This is a genomic window from Aurantimonas sp. 22II-16-19i, from assembly GCF_002088275.1.
In the GTDB taxonomy this organism is placed as follows: domain Bacteria; phylum Pseudomonadota; class Alphaproteobacteria; order Rhizobiales; family Rhizobiaceae; genus Jiella.
The window spans coordinates 42,281-59,238 of record NZ_AQQS01000013.1 but is presented as its reverse complement, the minus strand read 5'-3'; the positions used below and the strand labels follow the sequence as shown (position 1 = coordinate 59,238).

General features: G+C 65.0%; 16 protein-coding genes and 1 pseudogene. 11 read left to right on the top strand and 6 right to left on the bottom strand.

Going from position 1 to position 16,958, the window contains the following annotated elements; genetic code table 11:
• Nucleotides 1-221: 221 nt before the first annotated feature.
• Nucleotides 222-944: a Crp/Fnr family transcriptional regulator gene (locus ATO4_RS12330; protein ID WP_083591822.1), complete on the bottom strand. Its 723-nt coding sequence runs from the start codon at nucleotides 942-944 to the stop codon at nucleotides 222-224.
• A 173-nt stretch (nucleotides 945-1,117) separates the two neighbouring features.
• On the opposite strand from ATO4_RS12330, the gene ATO4_RS12325 reads away from it, so the two are divergent.
• From ATO4_RS12325 to ATO4_RS12315, 3 genes are all read left to right on the top strand, one after another.
• Nucleotides 1,118-1,417, top strand: coding sequence for a hypothetical protein (locus ATO4_RS12325; protein ID WP_083591821.1), 300 nt, complete (start codon nucleotides 1,118-1,120; stop codon nucleotides 1,415-1,417).
• Between the two features lie 20 nt (nucleotides 1,418-1,437).
• The gene (locus tag ATO4_RS12320) at nucleotides 1,438-1,779 is read left to right on the top strand and encodes a response regulator (protein ID WP_245308718.1); all 342 of its coding nucleotides are present in this window, start codon (nucleotides 1,438-1,440) and stop codon (nucleotides 1,777-1,779) included.
• Between the two features lie 196 nt (nucleotides 1,780-1,975).
• Nucleotides 1,976-3,640: an EAL domain-containing protein gene (locus ATO4_RS12315; protein WP_083591819.1), complete on the top strand. Its 1,665-nt coding sequence runs from the start codon at nucleotides 1,976-1,978 to the stop codon at nucleotides 3,638-3,640.
• Nucleotides 3,641-3,752: 112 nt separating this feature from the next.
• Here ATO4_RS12315 and ATO4_RS28080 read toward each other — a convergent pair.
• The 3 genes and pseudogenes from ATO4_RS28080 to ATO4_RS12305 all read right to left on the bottom strand — a co-directional run.
• Nucleotides 3,753-3,887, bottom strand: a pseudogene (locus ATO4_RS28080) (alpha/beta hydrolase); the annotation flags it as partial.
• Nucleotides 3,888-3,952: 65 nt separating this feature from the next.
• Complete coding sequence (locus tag ATO4_RS12310) at nucleotides 3,953-5,035, bottom strand: alpha/beta hydrolase (protein WP_083591818.1); 1,083 nt, start codon at nucleotides 5,033-5,035, stop codon at nucleotides 3,953-3,955.
• A 173-nt stretch (nucleotides 5,036-5,208) separates the two neighbouring features.
• The gene (locus tag ATO4_RS12305) at nucleotides 5,209-6,693 is read right to left on the bottom strand and encodes an aldehyde dehydrogenase family protein (protein WP_083591817.1); all 1,485 of its coding nucleotides are present in this window, start codon (nucleotides 6,691-6,693) and stop codon (nucleotides 5,209-5,211) included.
• A 102-nt stretch (nucleotides 6,694-6,795) separates the two neighbouring features.
• Here ATO4_RS12305 and ATO4_RS12300 point away from each other — a divergent pair, with 102 nt between their 5' ends.
• On the top strand, nucleotides 6,796-7,695 hold the full coding sequence (locus tag ATO4_RS12300) for a LysR family transcriptional regulator (protein ID WP_083591816.1): 900 nt from the start codon (nucleotides 6,796-6,798) through the stop codon (nucleotides 7,693-7,695).
• 17 nt (nucleotides 7,696-7,712) lie between these two features.
• On the opposite strand, the gene ATO4_RS12295 is transcribed toward ATO4_RS12300, so the two are convergent.
• On the bottom strand, nucleotides 7,713-9,341 hold the full coding sequence (locus ATO4_RS12295) for an ABC-F family ATP-binding cassette domain-containing protein (RefSeq protein WP_083591815.1): 1,629 nt from the start codon (nucleotides 9,339-9,341) through the stop codon (nucleotides 7,713-7,715).
• A gap of 331 nt (nucleotides 9,342-9,672) precedes the next feature.
• Here ATO4_RS12295 and ATO4_RS12290 point away from each other — a divergent pair, with 331 nt between their 5' ends.
• On the top strand, nucleotides 9,673-10,476 hold the full coding sequence (locus ATO4_RS12290; protein ID WP_083591814.1) for a citryl-CoA lyase: 804 nt from the start codon (nucleotides 9,673-9,675) through the stop codon (nucleotides 10,474-10,476).
• Nucleotides 10,476-11,627, top strand: coding sequence for a CoA transferase (locus ATO4_RS12285; RefSeq protein ID WP_083591813.1), 1,152 nt, complete (start codon nucleotides 10,476-10,478; stop codon nucleotides 11,625-11,627). Before ATO4_RS12290 ends, ATO4_RS12285 begins: the two co-directional genes overlap by 1 nt.
• A 54-nt stretch (nucleotides 11,628-11,681) precedes the next feature.
• Here ATO4_RS12285 and ATO4_RS12280 read toward each other — a convergent pair whose 3' ends face one another.
• Nucleotides 11,682-12,479 carry an IclR family transcriptional regulator C-terminal domain-containing protein gene (locus tag ATO4_RS12280; protein ID WP_083591812.1) on the bottom strand — a complete coding sequence of 266 codons (798 nt, stop codon included), beginning with the start codon at nucleotides 12,477-12,479 and terminating at the stop codon, nucleotides 11,682-11,684.
• A gap of 451 nt (nucleotides 12,480-12,930) precedes the next feature.
• On the opposite strand from ATO4_RS12280, the gene ATO4_RS12275 reads away from it, so the two are divergent.
• The 5 genes from ATO4_RS12275 to ATO4_RS12255 are packed head-to-tail and all read left to right on the top strand — an operon-like array spanning nucleotide 12,931 to nucleotide 16,920.
• Nucleotides 12,931-13,860, top strand: coding sequence for an ABC transporter substrate-binding protein (locus ATO4_RS12275; RefSeq protein WP_176222965.1), 930 nt, complete (start codon nucleotides 12,931-12,933; stop codon nucleotides 13,858-13,860).
• Nucleotides 13,857-14,639, top strand: coding sequence for an ABC transporter permease (locus ATO4_RS12270; RefSeq protein WP_083591810.1), 783 nt, complete (start codon nucleotides 13,857-13,859; stop codon nucleotides 14,637-14,639). Before ATO4_RS12275 ends, ATO4_RS12270 begins: the two co-directional genes overlap by 4 nt.
• A gap of 2 nt (nucleotides 14,640-14,641) precedes the next feature.
• Nucleotides 14,642-15,451, top strand: a complete 810-nt coding sequence (locus ATO4_RS12265; protein ID WP_083591809.1) for an ABC transporter ATP-binding protein — start codon at nucleotides 14,642-14,644, stop codon at nucleotides 15,449-15,451.
• A complete protein-coding gene (locus ATO4_RS12260; protein ID WP_083591808.1) occupies nucleotides 15,448-16,257 on the top strand; it encodes an ABC transporter permease in 810 nt (269 codons plus the stop codon). The genes ATO4_RS12265 and ATO4_RS12260 overlap by 4 nt, the downstream gene beginning before the upstream one ends.
• A gap of 15 nt (nucleotides 16,258-16,272) precedes the next feature.
• Nucleotides 16,273-16,920, top strand: a complete 648-nt coding sequence (locus ATO4_RS12255; RefSeq protein WP_083591807.1) for a polysaccharide deacetylase family protein — start codon at nucleotides 16,273-16,275, stop codon at nucleotides 16,918-16,920.
• The last annotated feature ends 38 nt before the right edge of the window (nucleotides 16,921-16,958 follow it).

Sequence of the window (16,958 nt, the reverse complement as noted above, 5' to 3'; positions counted from 1 at the left end):
CGCGGTGTGACGACGACCTCGCATTCCCCCCGCCTTGAAGACTTCACCGATCTATTCTCTTGTTGCCGCATGATCTTTTCCGAAAACCGGTTCCCACTCTTCGGGATCATGTCCTAAGAGCGGGGATGAATGTGGGCGGCCGGACGGTGCAAGCCAAGTTCGACATCATCGTTCTGGGCAATATCGTTCTGGGCAATGCGCCAGCGTTTGCGTCGAGAGCGCTACGCCGCTTTTCGCAGGCGTCTGTGCAGGTAGTTGTCGTCGAACCCCGCCAGGTGAACGAGCTTGGCGGCATCGACGATATGCAAGCTGCCTCTTTGCAGTGTCATCGCGCCGCTCAGGCGAAGCACCTTGAGCACCCTGTTCACGTGGACCGGCGTCATGCCGAGCGAATCTGCGAGAAGTAGTTGGGACAGAGGCAACTTGAGCTCAGGCTCGAAGACCAGCCCGACATTTCGAGCGCGCAGGTAGAGTTCGCACATCAGATGAGCCACGCGTTCGGTGCTGGTGCGCCGCCCCATGCTGGTTATCCACGCGCGCATCGTGCCTTCGTCGACGAGCTGGGCAATGTACATCGCCTTGGCGACCCCGCGATGCTGGTCCATGATCTCGTCCATGGCTTTGCGCTCCACCGTCGCGACGAGCGCTGGAGTGATGACCTGGATGTTGTGGTCCATCTCTGCGAGCAGGCCGATGTGGAGGTCGCAGCAGTCGCCTGGCATCAGGTAGGCCAGCACCTGGCGCGTGCCGTTCGGGAGGATCTTGTATCGGCAAGCCCAGCCGTCGAGAATGACAAAGACTGCCCCCGGTCTGTCGCCCTCGCGTATCAGATCGGTTTTCGGCGCAATACTCTTCGGCCGCGATGTCGCTTCGGCGAGTGTCAGAACCTCCACGGGTGAAAGAGCACAGAAGCCTTGCAGCTTTTCGATGAAGCGATTTTCCATGACTCCACCATTCCACGCCACTGGCCTCGTTGACATTATTCAAAGTTAATATTGCAAGTTGATCCAGGTGATGGTTCTGTCGCCGTAGTCGGGTTAGAAGACTGGATCGTCGGCCAGATTCCAGGCTCCGGCGGCAGAGAGACATCGTGCTCTCGCCTGCTCGGGAGCGACCGATGAACGACGAAACTCACAATGGGCACGACAATCTGCGCGCTCGGGAGTTCGATCCGTACGGCCACGCGGCCATCCTTCTGGTGGAAAGCCTCATTCACGGCCTCATCGAGAAGGATGTTCTCAGCGTGGCTGAGGCCGTCGAAATCGTCGATGTGGCCACGGAGGTGAAAATCGAGAGCGGCACCGAACTTGGCGAGCCTACCCTGACGTCACAGGCTTCGATCGACCTGCTGCGGGACATCAGCGCGAGCCTCAGGTTCGATCTTGTGGAAAAGGTGAAGCGGGGTACTCCAGTTTGACTGACCGAATAGCCGTCCTCGTGGTCGAGGACGAGCCGCTCATCCTGTTGGATATCGTCGATCAACTTCAAGCCGAGGGCTTTCAGACCTATGAAGCGACCAACGCTGACGCCGCGATCGCCTTGCTGGAAGCGCATGCCGACATCAGGCTGATCTTCACCGACATCGATATGCCGGGCTCGATGGATGGGCTCAAGCTTGCCGCCGCGGTGCGGGATCGATGGCCGCCCGTGAAGATCATCGTCACGTCCGGGCGGCATGTGGTGAGTGAGGCGGATATGCCGGAAGGAACCGTCTTTTTCACCAAGCCTTACGACCATGCGACGATTGCGCAATCAATGCGGGAACTGCTGAAGAGATAGTCCGCCGTCGGGCATGCCCGTGGTCGGTGACATCGCCATGGGCATGGACCAGAATACTCCAACGCATGTAGCGCTGTGCGACCTCGATCGGCACGCGGCTACCCGCTGGGCGTTCCTTCCCGCACCGAGGAATGAGCAAGGCTCAGCCCCAATACGGTCAGCGCTGTGAGAGGCGTTCGAAAGAAGGCGTTTTCACATGTCGTTTCTTGATAATTTTGTCGATGGTTCGCCCGATGCCATGATCGTCGCTGACGCCGATGGGCTCGTCCTGCACTGGAACCCCGCTGCCGAGCGCATGTTCGGACTGCCGGTGGCGGATGCCGTGGGAACCTCGCTCGACGCGATCGTTCCCGAGCCGATGCGTGGCGCACATACCAGCGGGATGAAGCGCGTCGCAGCAGGAGGCCGGCCCCGGGTCGTCGGCACCGTCGTGGAGATCACCGCACAACACGTCGATGGCACGCACTTTCCCGTGGAAATGTCCCTTTCGATGTGGACCGAAGAGGGAGAGGCCCGCTTCGGGGCAACCATACGAGACGTATCGATGCGCCGGGCCAACGATGAGCGGCTCCATCACCTCGCCCATTTCGATCAACTCACACTGCTCCCCAATCGAACTTGGCTCCTGGAGATGCTCGCCAACGCCCTGTCACAGGGGTCTGCTTCCACCGTTTTGCTTGTCGATCTGGATCGGTTCAAGGAGGTCAACGACCAGTTCGGACACGCCGCAGGCGACGCGGTCTTGATCGAAACCGCCCTCCGAATCCGGCGTTGCATCACCCTCCCGACAGCAACGGTGGCTCGATCGGGCGGCAACGAATTCTCCGTTCTCGTTCCCGGCACGGCCGACCCTTCGCAAGCCGACGCCCTCGCGACGATCATTCGCGGCGAACTCGGCAGGCCGTTCAATATCGATGGCCGACTGATGTGGGTCGGTTGCAGCATCGGCATGGCCATGTCGCCCAGCGACGGAGCCGACGCGGCCACGCTGATCGGAAGTGCGGACCTGGCGCTCTACAAGGCGAAGGCTGATGGCGGAGACCGCCAATGTGTGTTCGTGCCAGCATTGAAGGCGGCGGCCACGGCGCGGCGTCATCTGGAGACCGAACTCCGGGCAGCGTGGGAAACGAGACAGTTCGAGGTGCACTACCAACCGCAGGTGAGGCTCAAGGATCGCCAGATCGTTGGCGCGGAAGCCCTCCTGAGGTGGCGACATCCCCAGCGCGGCCTCCTCCAGCCGAGCGCCTTCCTCACGACACTGGAAAACAGCAGTCTCGCCGCGCCGGTGGGAAACTGGGTGTTGGAGACGGCATGCCGGCAAGCCGCAGCCTGGAGTAAGCGGGTGTGCGGGTTTCTTATGGGCGTCAACCTTTTCGGGGCGCAGCTGAGAACCGACCCTTTGCCCGACATCGTTCGCTCGGCACTCTCTCTATCGAACCTGCCTGCGCGACAGCTCGAACTCGAAATCACCGAAAACATCATGCTCAACGATGACGGGTGCTCGAGAGATCAGTTCTATGCCCTGCATGAGATGGGCGTAGGCATAGCATTCGACGACTATGGCACTGGCTACGCCTCGCTCGCATTCCTGAAGCAGTTTCCGATTACCCGGCTGAAGATCGACCGAGGCTTCGTCAGCAACGTCCGCGCGCGGGGAGCGGACGCGGCCATCGTTCAGGCCGTCCTGATGTTGGCTCGCAAGTTCGGATTCTCCGTGATCGCCGAAGGTGTGGAAACCGTGGAGCAGGAAGATCTCCTCAAGAAATGGCGTTGCCCTCAAGCCCAGGGATACCTCTACAGCGAGCCGGTCACAGCCACGAAACTGGAAAGTCTCTTCGGCTCGGTCGCCCCTGCGCAGTGATCTGCAATCCGTTCCACGGAGGTGGCTCCGCCGATCTGGACAGCGGGCTGATGCGATTGGCTGCCTGAAGACGGCGAGGATGGACGTGACCGGTGACCTGCCACGAAGTTTTGCCGCGCGCGCGCAGGAGGGGGATCACCTTCCGCCAGCTCGATCCGTCGGCGAAGGCCCCGTGCACGAGGACGATCGTGGGGTCTTGGGCCGCGGCCGAAGTGACGGCGGCGCCGAGCACGGCCGAGGCGAGCATCAGCCCGGCGATGAGATTTTTCATTGTGTCGTTCCTTTCGTTTGAGACGTTTGGCGGTAAAGGCTTCACAGCCTGTCGGCGTCGATGACGGCCTTGGCGAAGGCCTGCGGCGCTTCCTGCGGCAGGTTGTGGCCGATGCCGCCCTTAATGGTGCGATGGACGTATTTGCCGGAGAACCGTTCGGCGTAGGATGTGGGAGCCGGATGAGGGGCACCGTTGGCATCGCCCTCGAGCGTGATGGTCGGCACGGTGATCGCCGGGAAGGTCGCGAGCCGTCGTTCGAGCGCGTCGAAGGCGGGATCGCCCTTGGCGAGCCCCAGCCGCCAGCGATAGTTGTGGATCACGATGGCGACATGGTCGGGATTGTCGAGCGCCGCCGCGCTGCGCGCGAAGGTGGCGTCGTCGAAATGCCAGTCGGGGGAAGCGATCTGCCAGATGAGCCTCGCGAAATCGTGCCGGTACTTGTCGTATCCGGCGCGGCCGCGTTCGGTGGCGAAGTAGTATTGGTACCACCACTGCAGCTCGGCCTTCGGCGGCAGGGGCTCGGCCCCCGCCGCCTGGCTGCCGATCAGGTAGCCGCTGACCGAGACGAGGGCCTTGCAGCGCTCCGGCCAGAGGGCCGCCATGATGTCGGCCGTCCGCGCGCCCCAATCGTAGCCGGCGACGATGGCCGTCTTGATGCCGAGCGCATCCATGAGCGCGATGCCGTCCGCCGCGACGACCGACTGCTGGCCGTTGCGCATCGTCGCCTCGGACAGGAAACGGGTCGAGCCATGGCCCCGAAGATAGGGAATGACGATCCGGTAGCCGGCGGCGGCGAGGATCGGCGCGACGTCGCCATAGCTGTGGATGTCGTAGGGCCAGCCATGCAGGAGGAGCACCGCCGGGCCGTCGACGGGGCCGGCCTCGGCATAGCCGACATTCAGAACGCCGGCCTCGATCTGGTGGATCGCCGCGAAGGATGCCCCCGGACCGGGCCTTGCCGGGTCCGCGGCGGCAGCCTTCGTGGACGTGCTGCGCGCATGAGCATCGGCGATGCTCCCGAGTTGTGCCGCGGCCATCGCCGCCGCTGCGATGCCGATCAGTCCGCGTCTGTCTCGATCGACGTGTTCGGCCGTGCCAGGACCGGCGAGATGTCGCTCTTCCATGTTCAGGTCTCCTGTGGTGCCAGGTCTCTGGCGGGCGAGGTCGGTTGCGGATATCCGGCTTCCGTTGCGGGAGGGCCGAGCCTCCCATGCCGCGAGCGTCCAGACGTTGCCGCCGGCGCGGTATCCGGTCGCGCCGCTCGCCCGGCCGGATCGTCGCGGGCGGGTGGATCGTCTCAGTAGAAATCCGTGATGCTGCCCTGGCCCCGCCAAGGCTGCGCCGCGGCGTCCTGGGGTTCCGCGTGTTCGCGAACGATCGCCTTCGGTTCGAGGAAGGACTCCAGGCCGAAGAGGCCGAATTCGCGGCCGATGCCGGACTGCTTGACGCCCCCGAACGGCGCCCGCAGGTCGGGCGTCACCCGGTTGATCAGGACCGATCCGGCCATCAGCCGTTCGCCGATGCGGCTCGCCCGCTCGACGTCGCGGGAATAGACGTAGGCTTGCAGGCCGTAGGCGGAGTCGTTGGCCTTTGCGACCGCGTCGTCGTCGTCGCTATAGGCGATGATCGAGAGGACGGGCCCGAAGATCTCCTCGCGGGCGATGTCCATGTCGTTGCCGACGTCGGCAAACACGGTCGGCCGGACGAAATGGCCCTTGGCCAGACCCTCCGGCCGTCCGGGTCCGCCGGCGATGAGGGTTGCGCCTTGCTCGATGCCCCGGGCGATGTATCGCTGGACGCGGTCGAACTGGGCGGCGTTCGCCAGCGGGCCGAGCGTCGTTCCGGGATCGGCCGGATCGCCGACCTTCCATGCGCCCATCGCCGCGCGGACGATCGCCTCGACCTCCTCCAGCCGGCCATGCGGGACGAGAATGCGGGTTCCTGCGATGCAGGCCTGGCCGTTGTTCTGGAAGCCGCTGTTCAGCGCCATCGGAATGGCTGCCTCGCAGTCGGCGTCGTCGAGGAGGATCGCCGCGGACTTCCCCGAAAGCGACAGGCTGACGCGCTTCATGGTCTCGCTCGCGGCCCGTGCAATGGCCTTGCCCGTCGCGGTCGACCCGGTGAAGGAGATGCGCGCGACGTCGGGATTGGCACTGAGCTCGTCGCCGACGTCGCTGCCGCGCCCGACGACGACGTTGAAGATGCCGGCGGCAAGTCCGGCGGAATGCAGCGCCTCCGTGACCACCTGCGACTGCAGTCCGCCGAGTTCGCTCGGCTTGATCACCGAGGCGCATCCCGCGGCGAGCGCCGAGGCGAGCTTGCTGCAGATCGTGCCGGCGGCAGCGTTCCAGGGGGCGATGAGGGCGGCAACGCCGACCGGTTCCATGCGCACGGTCGCATCGCCGATCCTGCGGCTGAACGGGTATCGCTGCAGGGCCTCTGCGGCATAGCCGAAACAGTCGGAGGCGTACTGGCTGATCCAGCGGGCCCGGCTGATCGGAGCGCCGTATTCCTCGATCGTGACGTCACGGATCGCGTCGGCGCGGCAAAGGATGGCAGCCTGGAGGCTCCTCAGCATGTCGAGCCGCTCGGCCTTCGTGCTTTGCGAAAGTGCGACCTGAGCCCGGCTTGCCGCGGCGATCGCGCGTCTTGCGTCCTGCCGGCCGGCGAGCCGCTGTCGGCCGATCGGTTCCTCGTTGGCCGGATTGGCGATCTCGAGGACCTCGTCGCCGGAAACCGGGACGAAGGCCCCGTCGATGTAGGCGGTGTCGATCAAACGCATCGGACGCTCCTCTTCGAGCGATGGGATGCGGCCGATGTAATGGGGGAGGGGATGTGCGATAATCGGGACGTTGCGCGATGACGTATCCTGGAAATCCGGACGATGCACAGAACGGGGCTTGTCGAACTGGAAGCCGTCCTCGCCGTCGCGCGGCATCGCAGCTTTCGCGCCGCCGCCCGTGAGCTCGACATGTCGACATCGGCGCTCAGCAACGCGGTGATCGCTCTGGAGGAGCGGCTGGGGGTGAGGCTGTTCAACCGGACGACCCGCAGCGTCGGCCTGACCGAAGCCGGCGAGGCCTTCGTCGGGCAGGTGGCTCCGGCGGTCGCCGACATTAATCTCGCCATGGACGTCGTGAACCAGCGGCGCGCCAGCCCGAAGGGCACACTGCGGATCAACGCCTCGTCGGGTGCCGCGCGCCGGATCCTCTCGCCGGTGATCGTCGACTACTTGCGGGCCCATCCCGACATGGAGGTCGTCATCGCCACCGACGGGCGCCTCGTCGACATCGTCGCCGAAGGATGGGATGCGGGCATCCGGCCGGCGGCGGTCGTGCCCCGCGACATGGTCTCGGTCCCGCTCGCAGAGGAGGTGCGGTTCGTCGTGGTCGGGACGCCCGACTATTTCGCCGCGCGCGACGTGCCGGCATCTCCCGGCGATCTCCTGCGGCACGAATGCATCCGGGCCCGCATGCCGAGCGGGGCGCTCTCGCCCTGGGAGTTCTGGCGGGACGGCAAGCTTGAAACGATCGACGTCCCCGGCAGGCTGACGCTGGACGAGCCGAACGTCATGCTGGAGGCCGCGCGCTCCGGTTTCGGCCTTGCCTACCTGGCGGACAAGACCTGCGCCGACGATCTGAAGACGGGTCGGCTGGTACAGGTCCTCGGCGACTGGATGCCGCCGGCCTATGATCTCTGCCTGTATTATCCGGGACGCCGGCACGTGCCGGCGGGACTGCGGGCCCTGGTCGAGATGATCGGGCAGCGTCGCCGGCGCAGGTGATCAGGCCGGGGCCGCGATCATTCACCGCTCGCTTCGATCCAGGCTTTCACGCCGGGACGTTCGGACCGTCGCAGTTGCCATCGCCGCGTCATGCCGAGGGCGTTTAGGAACGCCTCGTCGTGGCTGACGACCAGCAGGGCCCCGTCATAGGCGCGAAGTCCCGCCTCGATCGTCTCGAGGGAGGCGACGTCGAGATGGTTGGTCGGCTCGTCGAGGATGAGGAGGGACGGCGGGCGCGGCCCCCCGAGCACGCAGGCAAGCCCCGCCCGCAACATCTCGCCGCCGCTCAGCGCCCCGACGATCTGCTCGGCCGCTCCCGCCCGGAAGGTGAAGCGGGCGAGCGACGCGCGGCAGGCATTCGCATCGGCCTGCGGATTGATGCGGCGGAAGTTCTCCAGGATCGACGTCTCCGGGTCCAGGAGACCGACGCTCTGGTCGAGCATGGCGACGTCCGCCGTGATCCACAGGCGGCCTGAAAGCGGCTGCAGATCTCCGACGAGAAGCTTCAGAAGCGTCGTCTTGCCGACCCCGTTCGGCCCCGTCACCGCGACGCGCTCGGGCCCGACGATCGAGAGCGAGACGTTCCGCAGGATCGGCTCGGCGGCATCATAGCCGGCAGACACGTCGTCGAGCTTCAGGACGTCCTTGCGGGAGGCAAGTCCGGTCGGCGCCAGCGTCACCGCGAAGGGCTGCAGGATCTCGATCCGCTCGCGGGCGTCGGAGAGTGCGCCGAGGGCCTGCTCCCGTCTGCGACCGGTGATCCGGGCATTCACGCCGCCCGAATCCTCGCTCCGATCCTTGCGCAGGCCGGCGATGATGCGCGGCATCCCGCCCTTTGCCGCCGTGCCTTTCCCGCGGCGGTCCCTTCGTGCCTTCGTCTCGACGCTGCGCTGGGCACTGCGGTCGATCTCGGCGATCTGCTTCTCGGCGTCGGCGAGATCATGCCGTGCTGCCTCCAGCGCGATCGCCTTCTCCCTGCGATAGTGGCTCCAGTTGCCGCCGTAGCGGGCCGCGCCGAGCGACGTCAGCTCGACGATCGCGTCCATCGTCTCCAACAGTTCGCGATCGTGGCTGACGACGATCGCGCCGGCCTTCCAACCGGCAAGGAGGGCGATCACCGCCTGGCGCCCCTCACGGTCGAGATTGTTGGTCGGCTCGTCCAGAAGAAGGAAGTCCGGGGCGGCGAAGGTGAGGGCTGCAAGGCGCACCCTCGTGGCCTGGCCGCCGGACAGTTCGGCAAGCGGCGTCTCGAGCGGCGCCCCGATACCGACGGCGAGAAGCGCCGCGGCAACGCGCTCTTCCAGCGTCCAGTCGGCATCCGCCAGTTCGTCCATCGAGGCGATTCCCGCCTCGGCCCGGCGCAGCACCGCAAGGCCTGCCCGAACCTCGAACAGATCGGCGATCGTCTCGCCGGGCCGATGTCGGACGGCTTGGCTGAGCAGCCCGACGCTGCCGCCGACGGCGACTTTGCCGGCAGCGACCGGCAGATCGCCGGCGATCGCCCGAAGCAGCGTCGTCTTGCCGACGCCGTTGCGGCCGACGAGCCCGGTTCGCTCGCAGCCGAAGGTCAGGTCGAGGTCGGTGGAGAGGAGGCGGCCGTCAGGCGCAGAGAGCGAGAGGGCGGAAAGTGAGATCGTCGCAGGCATGGGTATGGATATCCCTGATGGCAAGGCAAATCGGCGTTGCGGTCAGGGAGAAATCCATCGCTGCGGTCATCCTCTTCGGTCGGTCGCTGACAGCGAGGTAGGCCCGTTGCAAGGCAAAATCAACCGGGTGCCCTTGGCGGGATCTGAAGCGTTCCGGATTTTCTGGAGGCTGCTGTCTGTGAGAGGGAGCTGCGAAACCCGAGCTTCCTGTTCCCGCGCACCGTGCCGAGCGCTGAACGCCGGAAGACGGTCGACGTCGCTTGACGAACAACCGGGGATCGCTATAAATTTCGGCATACGAAAGAATTTTCGCATAACGAAAGGACAGCGTTTGCGTATCGGCAAGCAAGATCAGGCGTTGACGGCCATCGCGGCGTCCGACGCGGTCAGTGTCACGGTGCGAGGGAACGATCTGTGCCGCGATCTGATCGGCGGGATCAATTTCACCGACTATTTCTGGCTTCTGGTGACCGGTGACCGGCCGAGCGCGGCACAAGGTCGCGTCACCGATGCCTGCCTCGTCGCCATTGCCGAGCATGGCCTGGTGCCGAGCGTCCAGGCCGCGCGCATGACGCTGGCGGCAGGTCCGGATGCATGGCAGGGCGCGATCGCGGCGGGCATTCTGGGAATGGGCTCGGTCGTCGCCGGCAGTTCGGAGACGGCCGGGCGCTATCTCGGCGAACTGGTCGACCGGGTCCGTGAAACCGGCCAGGACGCGGACACCGTCGCGCGCGAGAGCCTCGAGGAGTTGCAGGCGAGGCGCCAGAAGGTGCCCGGGCTGGGACATCCGCAGCACAGCAGCGGCGACCCGCGCGCCGACCGGCTTCTGGCCGTGGCCAAGGAAGAGGGCGTCGAGGGCGAACATGTCGCGATGCTCAGGGCGATCGCCCGCCACGCGCCGGGCATCATGAACCGGCCGCTGCCGATCAACGTGTCCGGCGCGATCCCGGCCCTGATGCTGGACGCAGGCTTTCCGCGCGGAGCGATGAAAGGCGTCCCCATTCTTGCCCGAACGGCCGGGCTTGTGGCGCATCTTCTCGAGGAGAGCCAGCGTTCCATCGGCTTCGTCATGTCCCACCACGCCGATCAGGCGATCAGCTACGACGGACTGCCTGCCAGAAAGGATGACCGCTGATGGTCAAGATGCTTCGGTCCTTTCGCGTCGTCGAAATGGGAACCTACATCACGGGTCCGGCCGCCGCGATGCACCTCGCCGATCTCGGCGCCGACGTCATCAAGGTCGAACGGCCGGGAACGGGCGATCCGTTCCGGGCCTTCAAGGGCGGGCTCTACTCGCCGCACTATCAGACCTACAACCGGAACAAGCGTTCCATCGCCCTCGACACCCGCGATCCGGCGGATCTTGCGGTCTTCCACGCACTGGTCGCCACCGCCGACGTGTTCATTCAGAACTTTCGCCCGGGCTTTGCCGAGAAGATCGGAGCGGGCGAGGCGACGCTGCGCGCGCTCAAGCCGGACCTGATCTACTGCGCGATCACAGGTTTCGGCACGTCCGGCCCCTATCGCGATCGGCCGGTCTTCGACACGGTGGCGCAGGCGGCCTCAGGCTATCTGCGACTTCTGACACCCCCCGACCGTCCCCGCGTCATCGGACCGGCCATCGCGGATGCGGTCACGGGGCAGTATGCCGCAACCGGTATCTGCGCGGCGCTGCTGGAGCGATCGAAGACGGGAACGGGGCGCCGGCTCGACATCTCGATGCTGGAAGCGATGTCGCATTTCAATCTCGACAGTTTCACCCACTACTACAGCGTCGGACAGGTGATGGGCCCGCTGAGCCGCCCGGAGGTGTCCCAATCCTACACTTTCGCATGCAGCGACGATCGCTGGATCGCGTTCCACCTGTCCTCTCCGACGAAGTTCTGGGATGCGCTGGTCATTGCGTTGGACCACCCCGAAATCGGCAGCGATCCACGCTTCGTCGAGCGAACGGGGCGGATCGCCCATCATGACGATCTGATCGAGGCGCTGACGCCGATCTTCCGGGAGCGAAGCCGGGACGAATGGTGCGAGCGGCTTGCCGCGAACGGCGTACCGCACTCGGCCGCCTATGACGCCGACGAAGCGCTGGACGATCCCCAGGCCCGGCATCTGGGGATCAAGGTATCGGTCGATCGTCCGGAAAACGGCGTCTTCACGACCGTCCGGCCTCCCTACAATTTCGATGGAGAGATCGACGCCGACATTCTGCCGCCGCCGCTGCTCGACGAACATGGAGCGGCCATCCGCAAGGAGTTGCAGGAGCGCGGGGCGTCGGTGGCGTGAACACGCCCTGCGCTCCCCGGCATGGCGAGCGCCGGGGCGTTGCCCCAGGAAGGCTCAGAGATGGAATGACTGCGCCAGCGCCGGGTTGGCGTCGAGGACCCGGCCGATCCGATTGGCCGACCCGATCAGATCCTCCAATCGCTCCGCAACGAGGCGCTCGGCCGTCACGCGACCGGAGTATCCGGAGCAGTTGATCGCCGCGAGAACACGGCCCTGCGCGTTGCGGATCGGCACGGCCAGCGAGGTGATCCCGTAGTCGAGTTCATCGACGGAAGTGGCATAGCCGTTCTTCCGGCACTCTGCGACGACCTGCTTCAGGTCGTCGACGTTGTCGATCGTGCAGTCGGTGAGCGGACGCAGCTCCGCGCGTTCCAGATAGGCCTCGAACTGCTCCTCGGTGAGCGCGGCGAGCAGGACCTTGCCGAGCGACGTCGCATGGGCCGGATAATAGGTGCCGACGGAAGCCACGATCCGGCGGGATCGTTCTTCGGAATAGTGCGCGACGTAGAGGATGTCCGTGCCGTAGAGGACGGCGATCGACGCGGCGGCGCCGAACGTCCCCACGATGCGCCGCAGTTCCGGCAAGAGCAGGTCGTCGCTGCCGGCGGCCTGGAGATAGGCCGAGGCGAGGCTGAGGATGCGGACGCTCAGCACGAAGTGCCGATCGACCTGGCGGATGTAGCCGAGGCTCGCCAGGGTATGCAGGCCGCGCCGTGCCGCGGCGGGGCTCATTCCCGTCCGCCGTGCGACCTGCGACAACGTCATGGACGCGTTGTTCCGGTCGAACGACTCGAGGATGGATAGCCCTCGAGCCAGACCCTCGACGAAATTGCCGTCTCTGCCCTCAACCAATCTCGCTCACTTTCTCCGGCGAACGCGGGACACGCTCGGCTCAGATCTCTCGACATTTGCGATCACGGGCTTCGATCCTGCTTTCCGGCCGGGTTCTGCGTCTTTCGCGCTCTTACTCTGAAACCAGCGATGGACGAAAGCCTTCGAAGATTTCGTTCTGCGAAATAATTTTCTTCTTGCGAAATTTCGTGACATCGCTGAGGATCGGCCTCGGAGGCGTTGCGTCGAGGAATCCACGTAGCGGAAGAAGCCGCTTTGCGACCGACCGGACACGGATGGCGGCGAGCGGGAAGTCATGGGAGGCGGCGTCGATCGATCGCCGGTCGTCTGTCCCCGGGAAATGCATCGGCAGGCCCCGGTCTGCAAAGGGAGGAAAACAATGGCAAAGCGAAGATACACGAATTCCGGCCGGGTCGTCCTGGGTTGGGCGGGCGCGACACTCGTGGGGAGCATGAGCGTCGGGCTCGGGCTCTCCAGCGCCGCGAACGCTGCAGACATGGTCCGCATCGGCCTTGCGACCAAGACCTGGTTCCCGACCGTCATCGCGCAGACCGCCGAAGATCAAGGCTACTTCAAGGACGAAGGCATCGAAGCGGAGCTGACCGTCTATCAGAGCGGCGCCGAAGCCGTGACGGCGATGGTCGCCGGGGCCGCCGACATCATCGGCAGTTCCAGCAGCGTCACCGCGTCCAGCCGCGCCAAGGGCGTCGATGCGAAGCTCATCGGCTTGCTCGGTTCCGGGAACTACGGGTGGCAGTTGATGGTGCTGCCCAAGTCGCCGATCACCGAAGCAAAGCAGGTCGAAGGCGAGAATGTCGGGATCACCTCGGCCGGGTCCCTGTCGGACATGCTGGCCCGCTGGACGATGTCCGACCAGAGCATCACCTTCGAAAGCATCCCGCTCGGCGGCGGCGGCCTCTTGCCGAACCTCATCAGCGAAAACGTCACTGCGGCGGTCGTCTACTCGCCGCTGAGCTACGACGTTCTCGTCAAGGGCGACGCCAGGGCGATCCTCGACTATGGCACGGCCATGCCGGAACATCTCAATTCCGGTTGGGCGTCGACGGGCAGCTTCATCGAGGAGAACCCGGAGCTCGTCCAGAAGGCGACGAACGCGCTTTATCGGGGTGTCGCCTATCTGCAGGACAACAAGGATGCGGCGATCAAGATCATCGCCGAACTCAACGACATCTCGCCGGAAGTGGCCGAAATGGAGTGGGAGAACGTCTTCCTGAAGTTGTCGCGTACCGGCGAGATGAATGCCGGCCTGGCCGCGACCGCGATGGAACTCGCCAAGCTCACGGGCATCGAGAACATGCCCCAGGCCGAAGAGATCTGGACCGACGCCTTCACCCCTGCCGTCATAGCGCCGGCAAAATGACCGCCGCCACCGTCCGTGGCACCGGAGCGCGGGGTATCCCCGCTCCGGTTGCGCGGGCCGCTCTCGTCGCTGCGCTGATCGCCGTCTGGCAGGTCGCACCGATGGTCGGTCTCGTCGATCCTCGTCTGCTGCCTCCGCCGAGCGTGGTGGGGCCGATGATCGTTCAGCTTTTCGGCGAAACAGGGTTTCGCGGACATCTCGCGACGACGCTCCTGGAAACGGCCGTCGCCTTTCTCGTCTCCGTCCCCGTCGGCTTCATCCTGGCGATACTGATCGGGGAGAACAAATACGCATCGGCCGTCTTCAAGCCGCTGGTTTTCTTCGTATTCAGCATCCCGAAATCGATCTTCCTGCCGCTGTTCATCTTCGCCTTCGGGATCAGTTTCGATCAGAAGGTGGCGTTCGGCGTGTTCTCGACCTTGTTCATCGTCATGATGCTGTCCTTCGCCGCCATCGAAAGCGTGCGCCGCGATCATCTGGTGGTCGCCCGCTCTTACGGCGCGACGCGAATGCAGACCGTTTTGCGGGTCTATTTGCCCGGAATGACGCCGGTGCTTCTCGAAGCGATCCGGGTGTCGATGATCTTCAACTTCACCGGCATCCTTTTGGCCGAGATGTATGCGTCCCGCGAGGGGCTTGGAAACGTCATCGAGCAGTGGGGCCAGGGGTTTCAACTCGATCGGCTGATGGCCACGATCGTCGTCATCGCGTTGATCGCCATCGTGTTCAACGAGACCATCCGCGCTCTCGAGAGCCGCTGCGAGCATTGGAGGGAGTAGTCATGGGACTCAAAGTCGTCGTTTCCTCGCCGTCCCCCGCTGTTTCCACCGACGAAAGCGGCGCCGTCGAAGTCACCGATGTCGGTCACGTCTATGAAACGGGCTCGGGGACGACCGAGGCCCTGACGGACATTTCGTTTCGGGTGGAAACGGGCCGGTTTGTCTCGATCGTGGGACCGAGCGGATGCGGCAAGTCTTCGCTGCTGATGATGATCGCCGGCCTGGTGCAGCCGACACGGGGGACGATCGTCGCCGGCGGCAAGCCTTTGGTCCAGCCGGATCCGACCCGGATCGGCGTCGTCTTTCAGGACGCGAGCCTTTATCCGTGGCTGACCGCCCGGGCGAATGTCGAGTTTCCCCTGTCGCTCCGCCACGTCGATCACAGGATCAGGCGCGAGCGGGCGGAAGAGGCGCTCGAGCTTGTCGGCCTCGCGGGCTTTGCGGACAAGCATCCCCATGAACTGTCCGGCGGCATGAAGCAGCGCGTGGCCCTTGCCAGAGGTCTGGTCCAGGACCCGCCGATCCTTCTGATGGACGAGCCCTTCGCGGCGCTCGACGAGCAGACGCGGCTGACCATGGGGGACGAGGTGCTGCGGATATGGGAGCGGACCCGCAAGACGATCATCTTCGTGACTCACGGGCTGAGCGAGGCGATCCACCTGTCGGACCAGGTGCTGGTTCTGACCTCGCGTCCGGGCAAACTCGTCGACCGCGTGCCGGTGGATCTGCCGCGACCGCGAAGCTTCGAGGTCATGGGCGGGCGCCGCTTCGAAGAGCTTCGCGAGCGCATCTGGCAGAGGATCCGCTCATGAGCGCCGTTTCCCATGCACTTCCCTCGCCACGCCTCGTCAGGGCGGCGATCGTCCTCGGCGTGCTCTTGATCTGGGAGATCCTCCCGCGGGCCGGTATCGTCCCGTCGCTGTTCCTGCCGCCGATGACGACCACCTTGCAAATGCTGGTTGTCGAAGCGCCGATCTATGCTCGCCACATGGCCGTGACACTTCAGGAGGTGGGCATTGCGATGATCTTCGCCTGCGGCGGCGGGGTTCTGTGCGGATTGGCGATCGGCGGTGCCGCTGCCGCCAGGCAGATCATGCTTCCGATGTTCTCCGGCCTGTTCGCCGTGCCGCTCGTCGTCCTCTATCCGCTGTTCACGGCCTGGTTCGGGATCGGCTCGGAATCGAAGATCATTTTCGCCAGCGTCTACGGATTTCTTCCGACCTTGCTCGGAACGGCGGCGGGGGTGCAGACCGTCGATCGTCAGTTCCTGGTCGTCGCGCGCAGTCTGGGCGCAACCCCGATGCAGAAGCTGTGGCATGTCTATCTGCCTGCGACCTTGCCGACGGTGTTGGCAGCTTTTCGGCTGGGCGGGGCGCTCGCGATCGTCGGCGTGGTGGTGGCCGAAATGCTGACCTCGACGGCCGGCATCGGCTTTCTCATCTCCAAATACCGGACGCTTCTCGACAGCCCGCGAGTCTACGCTGCCGTCCTGCTTGTGCTCGTGCTGGCGATCGCGTTTGATGGCCTCGTGCAGGTGCTCGAGCGCCGCCTCGGCATAGCGCAACAGCCATCGGGGCGTTCGTTCGCCAAGCGGTCGGAAACCCCGGCCGTGGCCTGAGGAAGTGAGAATCTCATGCCGCCGCGTGTCACGCTGAGTTTCGACAATGGGCCGGATCCGGAGATCACGCCGAAAGTCCTGGACATCCTGGCGCGGCGCAAGATTCTCGCGAGCTTCTTCGTCGTCGGAGACAAGCTTCGCGATCCTCAACGCTATGCCATCGTCGAGCGGGCTTTCCGGGAAGGGCACTGGATCGGTAACCACACCTTCAATCATCTGGCGCCACTCGGCGTGACGCTGGACCCCGATGCTCCCGCCCTCGAGATCGGCCGCACCCAGACGCTGATCGGTGAGATGTCTCATCCGGACCGGCTTTTCCGGCCATTCGGATCCGGCGGTATCCTGGACGAGGCGATTCTCTCCTCGGCGGCCGTCGATCTGCTTTGTCGCGACGGCTACAGCTGCGTCCTCTGGAACGTCGTTCCAAGGGATTGGGAAGACCCGAAAGGCTGGGTGTCGCAAGCGCTCGACCAGTGCGCGGCAGAGGAGTGGCCCTTGGTCGTTCTTCACGACCTGCCGACCACGGCGATGGATCAGCTCGAGCTATTCCTGGATGGTCTCGACGCGGCGGGGGCGACGATCGTTCGGGAGTTCCCGAAGGACTGCGTTCCGATCGTCAAAGGCGAGATCGTCGCCGACATATCCGCCTACATGCCCTCCTGATCCATTCCCGGGGGCGCGCAGGGTCCTGTCGGGGAGAT

Excerpts from the sequence above, each read along its gene's own strand:
- ATO4_RS12330 (WP_083591822.1), bottom strand. The coding sequence starts at position 944 with ATGGAAAATCGCTTCATCGAAAAGCTGCAAGGCTTCTGTGCTCTTTCA.
- ATO4_RS12275 (WP_176222965.1), top strand. The coding sequence starts at position 12,931 with ATGAGCGTCGGGCTCGGGCTCTCCAGCGCCGCGAACGCTGCAGACATG.
- ATO4_RS12300 (WP_083591816.1), top strand. The coding sequence starts at position 6,796 with ATGCACAGAACGGGGCTTGTCGAACTGGAAGCCGTCCTCGCCGTCGCG.
- ATO4_RS12325 (WP_083591821.1), top strand. The coding sequence starts at position 1,118 with ATGAACGACGAAACTCACAATGGGCACGACAATCTGCGCGCTCGGGAG.
- ATO4_RS12265 (WP_083591809.1), top strand. The coding sequence starts at position 14,642 with ATGGGACTCAAAGTCGTCGTTTCCTCGCCGTCCCCCGCTGTTTCCACC.
- ATO4_RS12310 (WP_083591818.1), bottom strand. The coding sequence starts at position 5,035 with ATGGAAGAGCGACATCTCGCCGGTCCTGGCACGGCCGAACACGTCGAT.
- ATO4_RS12255 (WP_083591807.1), top strand. The coding sequence starts at position 16,273 with ATGCCGCCGCGTGTCACGCTGAGTTTCGACAATGGGCCGGATCCGGAG.
- ATO4_RS12305 (WP_083591817.1), bottom strand. The coding sequence starts at position 6,693 with ATGCGTTTGATCGACACCGCCTACATCGACGGGGCCTTCGTCCCGGTT.
- ATO4_RS12260 (WP_083591808.1), top strand. The coding sequence starts at position 15,448 with ATGAGCGCCGTTTCCCATGCACTTCCCTCGCCACGCCTCGTCAGGGCG.
- ATO4_RS12295 (WP_083591815.1), bottom strand. The coding sequence starts at position 9,341 with ATGCCTGCGACGATCTCACTTTCCGCCCTCTCGCTCTCTGCGCCTGAC.
- ATO4_RS12270 (WP_083591810.1), top strand. The coding sequence starts at position 13,857 with ATGACCGCCGCCACCGTCCGTGGCACCGGAGCGCGGGGTATCCCCGCT.
- ATO4_RS12315 (WP_083591819.1), top strand. The coding sequence starts at position 1,976 with ATGTCGTTTCTTGATAATTTTGTCGATGGTTCGCCCGATGCCATGATC.
- ATO4_RS12285 (WP_083591813.1), top strand. The coding sequence starts at position 10,476 with ATGGTCAAGATGCTTCGGTCCTTTCGCGTCGTCGAAATGGGAACCTAC.